We start from the raw sequence: 8,841 nt of genomic DNA, 5'->3' as shown, positions 1-8,841 counted from the left end.
TTCCAACGCACAGGATCGTGTAAGGTATGTACGCGAGCATTGCGCCAATGCTGATCAAGATTATGTTGGCTTAGGCTGGCACGACTACCACCAAATTCGAGTAATTTTTCTGAGATATGCAGGGCAGCATCATTGGCATAGATCTTTGCTTCTGCTACTAAAATAGAAGCGCGTGCGGCTTGTTCGGTAGAAATCTCAGTAAGTTGATCAAGTTCATCTAGAAATTCTGCTGCCTCATCTAGTAATAAAATGGCTGCATCGAGCAGGATATTGAGTTTACCAACTTCTTGTAAGGTGTAATGTTCTTCACTGGCTTTTTCTACACCTGCATCAATAATGGGGCGTGCTTTACGAATGCTGGATAAAGTGTCATCAAAAGCTGCTTCGGCAATGCCAACATCAATCGCAACCTGTAAAAGTTGTGAATAAGTACCGCGTACATTTGGGGTGTCGGCAATAATGCGTTCATCAAAAAATAGTGCAGGATCAACGATAACGTTGTGTAGTTTTACCGTTCCACTGGCTGTGGTACGTTGTCCAAAGCCATTCCAGTCATTAATGACCTCAACACCTGCGGCATGTCGGTCAATGATTGCAAGTACGGTATGACCATCGGGATGTAAGGCACGAATTGCTAACCAATCTGCAAAGCTGGTTCCAGTCGAGTAAAACTTTTCTCCATTTAAAAAGTATTGCCCATTTTCCAACGTTAACGTGGTTTGAATGGATTTGGTATCTTTGGAATTTTTTTCAGGTCCACCATTTGCAATGCGTTTACCTGCAAGAATTTCAGTGTAGATAAACTGTTTTTGCGCATCTGAACCCGTGATATTAATAAAATTTAAAAGACCGAATTGGTTTTGTGGAATTTGCCCAACATTGGCATCGGCTTTACTCAAAATACGAAACACATGGGCCAAAGTTTTATTGAAGACAAAAGCACCACCATATTGTTTTGGGATACGGATACCGCCTAAACCCTTTTGACTAAACTGATTGATTTGTTCCGTTGGCAAAATACGATTTTGGTCTCGTCTATTTCGTTCTTCTAATGCAAAGTCAGAAACTTGATAGGCAGCATTAATGGCCTGCTGATCATTTAAAATCAGTTGTACTGGAGCTTGGATCACTGATTGATTACTGGACATGTAGACACCTCTAATAGATAAGAGGAACTTTACAAAAGTTTTACTTTTCCACTAAACCATCAGTTTTGGCTTGTATATCACAATAATTGTTAAGCATTTTTTATGAGAAAAATGAAATAAAAAGTGATATTTAAATTTTAGTGAAAACAATTGTTTATCACTTTTGATGTAAACCTAAAGCTACAAAAATAGTTTTTTTATGACTAAATAGAATAACTTCATCTAAAAAATGTATAGCAAGCTTTAGCCAAAATTAAAAAAGATAGAGCAAAAACGACATTGTAATCATTCACTTTTACTTCTAAAGTAGGGAAAACTTTATGTTTGATCGAATAGAAAAATAAATTTGGAGTGTCTATGCGGGTTTTATACCAATTTCCTTTATCTCACTATTGTGAAAAAGCTCGCTGGTTGTTAGATCATAAGGAATTGGACTATGTTGCACATAATTTAATTCCAGGTTTTCATCGCGCGTTTACCTATCTCAAATCAGGGCAATTTTTTTTGCCAATGTTGAAAGATGACAAACGCTGGGTTGCAGATTCAACCAAGATCGCCCTCTATCTTGATGCGACTTATCCCGAACATGCATTACTTAGACGTGACGAAAGTTTACGCAAACAGGCTCTTGATATTGATGAGCTTGTGGGTGAATTAGGGATTCATGTACGCCGTTGGACATTAGCACAGGCACTTTCTATTGGTGATCATCCACTTGAAATTATGATGGGTGAACAGGGTTACTTACGCCAATTTGAGAAAATCTCAAAACCTATTTTGAAGAGTTTAGTTTCAACGAATTACAAACTGAATCCAGAAAAAGTTGAAAAATCGAAAATACGAATGACGGAATTGATTGCAGATTTAAATCAGCGTTTGATCGATAATCAAGGACGTTATTTGGTTGGAGATCGTTTGGGATTAGCCGATATTGCAGTCTGTTCTATGCTGGCACCGCTGCTTGTGATCAAGGGTACTCCTTGGGAACTTGAAAATGATGATCTTGAGCAATTTTCAGGTGAATTGAAACAATATCATGACGATTTACTTGATCTACCATTAGGACAATATGTACAGCGTATTTATGCAACTGAACGTAACGCGCGAGTGGATTGGCGTGGAATGTGATCGCTAATCCACACCAATATTAGCCTTGATACAAAATATCAGGGCTTTTTTATGAGAAATTAAATGGGGTAACTATCAAAAATCTAAGAAATTATTAATGAATAACATGATTTATTAAAAGAAAATTCGTTTTAAGCTAAAAATATTAGAAATATTTTCCAAATTTACTTTAAAAAAAGTTAAAAGAGGGAAATAATTGTAAGAAGGCTTTGTTATCTTATGTTCCAGGGTGTGATGGGGATCGAAACGAGTTGTTTGACTATTGGGAGATGAGTCGAACATTTACTCAAAAGGTCTTGTTTCGGCTTTGAGACAAAGATAAACCAAAAGTTTATCGGAATAATGTTCGTGTTATCCATACAACATTGTCAAAAGTTAAACGTATGTTTTCCCTTGACCCTTAAAAATTTGTTTTAAGCAGTTCCGATAAAATAAGTTAGAAATCATATGGACTGTACTATGGAATTAGATCGATTTGATAAGCAAATTCTTGAAATTTTGACTCATGAAGACGTAAATCTGAATGAATTGTCAGAGCGTATTAATCTATCTGTAAGTTCAGTGCATCGCCGTATTAAAAATTTAATTGAATCCCAAGTAATGGGGCAACTTAAACGAGAAATTAACTTTAATAAGCTTGGTTTTAGTCTGCACATTCTTTTGCAAGTGTCGCTTAGTAAGCATGACAGTGAAACTTTTGATAAGTTTTTAGAAGAGATTGAAGATATTCCAGAAGTGACCAATGCATTTCTGGTAACAGGGCAGAGTGCAGATTTTATTTTAGAACTGGTAGCGAGAAATATGGATGACTACAGTGAAATTTTATTACGCCGTATTGGTAAGATCGACAGTGTAGTCGCACTTCATTCGAGTTTTGTGATCAAAGAATATAATGTTTTCAACTGTTATAAGCTTTTAAATAAGCTATAAAAAATGCATCTAAAAAGATGCATTTTTTACTCACTTGAATCAGTTAAGCATCGAGTTGAGCTAAAACTTCTTCTGTAAATTCCACGTTTGTATAAACGTTTTGAACATCATCAAGATCTTCAAGCATATCAATCATTTTCATGATCTGTTTAGCTTGATCGATATCGTTGATTTCAGCTTTAGTCGATGGGCTCATGACCACTTCGGCATTGTCAGATTTTAATCCTGCTGCTGTAAGCGCATCTTGAACATCACCAAAACTTTCTGGACTAGTGATAACTAAGATACTGTCTTCATCGATCTCGATGTCATCAGCACCAGCTTCTAAGGCAACTTCCATCACTTTGTCTTCTAATGAAACATCATCAAAAGAAATTTCGCCGCGCTTAGTGAATAGGTACGCTACTGAACCGTTGGTACCCAAGTTGCCATTGGTTTTACTAAAGCAATGACGAACATCTGGAACAGTACGGTTTAAGTTATCAGTCATGGTTTCAACGATAACTGCAACACCACCAACACCATAACCTTCATAGGTTACTTCTTTTAAATCATCATTATCTTCGCCACCAGCACCACGTTGGATCGCACGGTTGATGGTGTCACGTGTCATATTCACAGAAAGTGCTTTTTCAACAACGGCACGTAAACGAGGGTTACTCGCTGCATCTGGCCCGCCTAAACGTGAAGCTGTTACGATTTCACGGATGTATTTAGTAAAAACTTTACCGCGACTTGCATCTTGTTTAGCTTTACGATGCTTAATATTGGCCCATTTAGAATGACCCGCCATGGAAGTAACTCCAAAAAATTAAAACTCAAAAAAGTGCGTGAATATTAGCATAGCGATAGTTTTGTTGAAAACCACTGCATTAAGCATTCAAAATTTAAATTCCTGATCATGTATTAAAGATTGATCAGAAAGAATGCAAAAATTAGTTAATCTTTACGTCAATATCGTATTCAGCATAAAGAGCTTTGATTTGTTCCAAATCTTTTTGTAAATCTGTAGGATAAATTTTTCCTAAAATACCACCTTGTTTTGTACGTGCATTGGCATACATCAAAATAATAGGTACGTTGGCTGCTTTAGCAATATGCCAAAATCCTGTACGAATTGGTTTGCGATCTTCACCATTTTTTGCACGTGTTGCCTCTGGAGCTATGACTAAATTAAAGCGCTCATTACGCTTAAATAAGTCGACCATTTGCGTCACTATGTCTTTATTTGCTTTACGATCAACAGGAATGCCACCTAGCTTTTCTAAAATAGGTTTAAGAGGACCTTTGAATAGTTCCTTTTTAATCAATGTATGAACTTTAAGTTCTAAGATTTCAAACAAAGCGAGTGAAAGAATAGTATCTAGATTTGATGTATGTTCAAATCCAATAATCACTTGTTTTTGTTCCAAAATTGCGGGATCAACTTGATATGTCCAGCCTGCTGCCTTAAAAATTGATTTTCCAATAATTTTTTTCATAGCAGTCATTCATCGTTCAAAAGAATCACAGCAGTTTAATATGACTTATTGTGAAAATATATATCCTTAACAACCACAACTTCATGATTTCGGCAAATTGAATATTTTTCAAGGAATAGCAAATAATTCTGATCTGTTGATTCAGTGATATGTAAGCTTGTTACCATAACAAACTCGTAATCACAGCATGAATATGCTGAACTCACTTAATTTAGATTCGAGAAAAACTTGGTGAAAAGCTTTAAGAAGTGGCTAAAACAAATGATCAATCAATACCAAGTGAGTTCTAGATCAGAGACATCGAACTCTAATATAGCAACCGCATATGATGAAAATGAAGTTGAAGCCATAGTGCCCATGCAAATAAGCCATGCTGGAATGCGCTTCATCATGGATTTTGAAGATCTGAGATTAAAATCTTATGATGATGGAGCAGGCACTTGGACTATTGGATATGGAACAACGATTTATCCAAATGGAGTGAGAGTTAAAAGAGGTGAGACCTGCACTGAAAGTGAAGCAAAAGCTTATTTTCAACATGATTTATTAAGGTTTCAGCGTACAGTAAATCAGCTTGTTAATGTTTCATTAAAGCAAAATCAGTTCGATGCCCTTGTATCATTGACTTATAACATTGGTGAAAATGCATTTAGAACATCAACATTATTAAAGTATCTAAATATGGGTGAATATTCAGCAGCAGCCGAACAATTTGGGGTTTGGAATAAGGCTGGAGGGAATGTGATGCGTGGATTGGTGAGACGTCGACATGCTGAAAAAGAACTATTTCTAAAATAATTATTGGAATTCTATTCAATAAATTAAGATTGAAACAGTAAATACGTTAAGGGGGACTTTCTAATAACGAATAGAGCTATCGTAACTCTAACTGGTGATCATCTTGAGTTAGCTTAATTTTAATTTTTCTGTACTTACGCTTATTAGGTTCTATAGCAGAATGTTTTAATTCGTCTGAAAATTTCTTTTGATGCATAAGTTCAGTATAGGTTTTATAACCTAAAATAATTCGACTTGGATATTGTCCATTTCTATTTAAATAGTACTCAATAGATTGGTTTAATTCTTCTAATATACTAATATTGCACATATTTATAAGATAATCTTAGATTCGATCTTATCCTAACATAAAAATTAAGCTTTGTAATGTAAATGCAATATTTAAATTCTATGAAAATTTTATTCGAGAGATTTTAATTTTATATTCTATTTAATGGTTTATCTAATAAGAAATAAGCCCACTTCTATAAGTAGGCTTACTGAGCAAATTTAGTAATATTCTAAGACCGTAAGATGAAAAGTTTATGGTATTTTCAGCTATAAGTTTTGATATTTTTGACTGGAATTAACTAAATTAGCAAATGGAGTTAAGAGTTCAATGCAAGAACAGAAATATTACTTGCTTGTAAACCTTTTTTACCTTGCATTACGTCAAATTTAACGCGTTGACCTTCAAAAAGTGTTTTAAATCCGTTGTTTGCAATTTCGCTGTAGTGAGCGAAAACATCTTGACCATTATCTGACTGAATAAAACCAAAACCTTTAGTTTCGTTAAACCATTTAACTGTACCATTCATACCATTTGACATAATAATAATATCCTTTCTCTTGATGAGAATAAATTTATAAAAGACTGATTTTAAAATAATAAACTTGAAACTAAAATATCAAATAAGCGGGAAGTATTCATGCAAAATGAGAATTTTAATGAGACAAAAATATATTTTCTTATCGTGTATATTCACTATACGCTTTATATGTGAATTAGCAATCTTTATTTTTAGATTAAAAAATGAACCAATATTAATGTTATGAATTACATAAGATTAATACAGAATATTTTTCTAAAAAAACTTAAATAATTGGATGCGGGGGTTGGATTTGAACCAACGACCTTCGGGTTATGAGCCCGACGAGCTACCAGACTGCTCCACCCCGCACCAGTGAGTTGACGTTATACGCGGTATAATTGATAAGGTCAAATAAATCTTCAATAAATAATGCTATCTGAAGTATTTTTAACCTTTATTGAGGTTTTAACATGATTTTATCTATAATTAATAGATCTTAGCTTGACCTACTAATCGTGTTTTAAAGCGGCGATGGAACCACATATATTGTGTTGGTTGAGTACGAATTTGATTTTCTAATATTAAATTTACACGAGTCGCATCATTAATTTCATCATTTGTGGGAAAATTCTCAAGCTGCTTCTCTAATAAAATATGATACTGAGGATTTTTAATATCACCAGTTCGATAGAAAAATAAAGGAATCGCTACAGCATTTGCAATTTTAATTAGACGCCTATGTGCGGTTAATGTTGCTGCCTGTACACCGAAAAAGGGGGCCATCACACCTTGTTTCAGTCCAAAATCTTGATCGGGACTATACCAGATAGCTCGTCCAGCTTTTAGACTGTTAATTAACCCTTTCATATCATCTTTTGAGATTTGATGTTTATAGCTAGATGCTCTGCATCTTGTAATCATCATATCAAGTAGAGGATTGTTTTGAGGGCGATAAACTACATCTAGATCAAAGAAGCGACTACTGATAAATCCTCCAGCATCCAGTAGCGTGGTATGACTTCCTAATAGTAATATTCCATGTCCTTTTGCTGAGTTAATGTGTTCGATACCATGGATATGAATTCTATTTTCATACCATTTAGGGCAATACCATGCATTTAATGCTTCAAATACTCCAAGCATGGTATTGAAAAAGACCTCTTGACCATCTTTGTATAATGATTCAGCATCTTTTTCGGGAAAACATATCATTAAGTTTTTAAGTGTAGTTTTTCTTCTTGAATGAAGATATTTCCATGCAAATTTTGCTAAACAATTTGCAACTCTGTGCTGAATAGACCAAGGTAAAATTGCACCGATCATAAGTAGGGATATTGCAATCCAAATACCCCAGTATTTGGGCAGTAAAAAAGCCCACTGAAACTTTCCTGCCTCATAATGTTTGTTGGTTTTCATAGCAGTCTGTTTCGTTTAAAAAACTCACCAGCCTAGCATATTTTAGATTTATTTGTTTTAGAGAAATCTTTACTTCTAGAAAAGCATATTCACTATATTCTTAAGTTATTATTTTACATTAGATTAATGTATCTAGAATTGAGGTGTTATTCACGGTTCAATTCTTTGGGTAACGTTCATCTGATGGCGAACAGTACTTATATTTTCGTAAATGATTTTACGCATACGATAGCGCCTAAAGGTTTGTGTTCAGGCAAGGAATGCCAAGGTGTAAATGAAAGATTCTCACAGAATTGATTTTGTTCTGGGGTGTCAAACTCTTGTTTAGGAATGTTTATGATTGCAACAGTATAAAATGGGGCGATTGACTCTTTCCACTCGGTCATTGAATCTTCGACAGACATGTTAGATGAAGTTCTTGGTTGAACCATAAATTCCATACAAACATTTTTTTCCTGTAAGGTGCTTCTAAGCGCTGTTCTTAAATAATCAGGGTTTGTTTGTTTAGTTATAAACTCGGAAGTCTGTGTGCATGGTTTAACTGAGTATTTTACTGCTTTTCTATCAGCTCCTGATCCAAGTTGATAGGGAACCATCGACCAATAACGACTATTTATTGGATTAGTTATTTTTGAGTTCGCGGCACTAAAAGCATTTTTTGTACCTTTAAAACCAAGTGTAAAAGGGAGTTTTAGTTTTTTTAAGATACTATCACTGCTGGTTGCATCCACAAATTTAAGATATCGACTTGCATTATCTGCAAAGAAAACAGGATGATTAATCATAATAAAATCTTGAGTCGTGGCATTTTTTTCATTTTCTAGAATTTTATTGCCTGTAACGCCTAAAATTGTAATCGCCATGCCACGAGCATCTTTTTCATAGTCTGCTTTTGAAGCATCGCTAGATGCATTTGAAAAACGGATCCAAGCATCATAATTTTTATTGGGTATTAAAATGCCATGTGCAAATTTTTCGGCTAAATTTGGTAAAACTTTGAATTCTGCTTTCATACAACCATGGGCTTTAGGATGAGCGTCTCGTAGCGCTAATTTTGGTAATCCCCCCTAAAAAAAATAGGATCTAAAAGTAGAATTTTCTCTTAAGATACGAGCAGGAGATTCTGCATGAAAACATCTAAATTTACTG

At 34.7% G+C, this 8,841-nt stretch carries 9 protein-coding genes, 1 tRNA gene and 1 pseudogene; 3 read left to right on the top strand and 8 right to left on the bottom strand.

Annotated elements, in window-relative coordinates; genetic code table 11:
• The coding region (locus tag A2003_RS06625; RefSeq protein WP_286687014.1) for an SfnB family sulfur acquisition oxidoreductase at positions 1-1,148 on the bottom strand (1,148 nt) is incomplete at its 3' end.
• Positions 1,149-1,505: 357 nt separating this feature from the next.
• On the opposite strand from A2003_RS06625, the gene A2003_RS06620 reads away from it, so the two are divergent.
• Together A2003_RS06620 and A2003_RS06615 are read left to right on the top strand one after the other, a co-directional pair.
• Positions 1,506-2,276, top strand: coding sequence for a glutathione S-transferase family protein (locus tag A2003_RS06620; RefSeq protein ID WP_039048248.1), 771 nt, complete (start codon positions 1,506-1,508; stop codon positions 2,274-2,276).
• Between the two features lie 459 nt (positions 2,277-2,735).
• Positions 2,736-3,206, top strand: a complete 471-nt coding sequence (locus tag A2003_RS06615; RefSeq protein ID WP_004911804.1) for an Lrp/AsnC family transcriptional regulator — start codon at positions 2,736-2,738, stop codon at positions 3,204-3,206.
• A gap of 43 nt (positions 3,207-3,249) precedes the next feature.
• On the opposite strand, the gene A2003_RS06610 is transcribed toward A2003_RS06615, so the two are convergent.
• Both A2003_RS06610 and A2003_RS06605 read right to left on the bottom strand, forming a co-directional pair.
• Entirely contained in the window at positions 3,250-3,999 is a 750-nt protein-coding gene (locus tag A2003_RS06610; RefSeq protein WP_004954784.1) for a YebC/PmpR family DNA-binding transcriptional regulator, read from the bottom strand.
• 142 nt (positions 4,000-4,141) lie between these two features.
• Positions 4,142-4,696: a 1-acyl-sn-glycerol-3-phosphate acyltransferase gene (locus A2003_RS06605; protein ID WP_039048249.1), complete on the bottom strand. Its 555-nt coding sequence runs from the start codon at positions 4,694-4,696 to the stop codon at positions 4,142-4,144.
• Positions 4,697-4,918: 222 nt separating this feature from the next.
• Between A2003_RS06605 and A2003_RS06600 the strand changes: the two genes are divergently transcribed.
• A complete protein-coding gene (locus A2003_RS06600; protein WP_039048226.1) occupies positions 4,919-5,485 on the top strand; it encodes a lysozyme in 567 nt (188 codons plus the stop codon).
• Positions 5,486-5,561: 76 nt separating this feature from the next.
• On the opposite strand, the gene A2003_RS06595 is transcribed toward A2003_RS06600, so the two are convergent.
• The 5 genes and pseudogenes from A2003_RS06595 to A2003_RS06575 all read right to left on the bottom strand — a co-directional run.
• Entirely contained in the window at positions 5,562-5,795 is a 234-nt protein-coding gene (locus A2003_RS06595; protein ID WP_004962567.1) for a hypothetical protein, read from the bottom strand.
• A 277-nt stretch (positions 5,796-6,072) separates the two neighbouring features.
• Complete coding sequence (locus A2003_RS06590) at positions 6,073-6,294, bottom strand: cold-shock protein (RefSeq protein ID WP_004911781.1); 222 nt, start codon at positions 6,292-6,294, stop codon at positions 6,073-6,075.
• A 274-nt stretch (positions 6,295-6,568) separates the two neighbouring features.
• Positions 6,569-6,645, bottom strand: a tRNA-Met gene (locus A2003_RS06585).
• A 117-nt stretch (positions 6,646-6,762) separates the two neighbouring features.
• Positions 6,763-7,692, bottom strand: a complete 930-nt coding sequence (locus A2003_RS06580) for an LpxL/LpxP family acyltransferase (protein ID WP_286687013.1) — start codon at positions 7,690-7,692, stop codon at positions 6,763-6,765.
• 150 nt (positions 7,693-7,842) lie between these two features.
• Positions 7,843-8,741 (bottom strand): annotated as a pseudogene (locus A2003_RS06575) (catalase family protein); the annotation flags it as partial.
• Positions 8,742-8,841: the final 100 nt, after the last annotated feature.

This window comes from Acinetobacter sp. GWC1_38_13 (genome assembly GCF_001767535.1).
Lineage (GTDB): Bacteria > Pseudomonadota > Gammaproteobacteria > Pseudomonadales > Moraxellaceae > Acinetobacter > Acinetobacter junii.
This window is presented reverse-complemented; position numbering and strand designations above follow the sequence as displayed.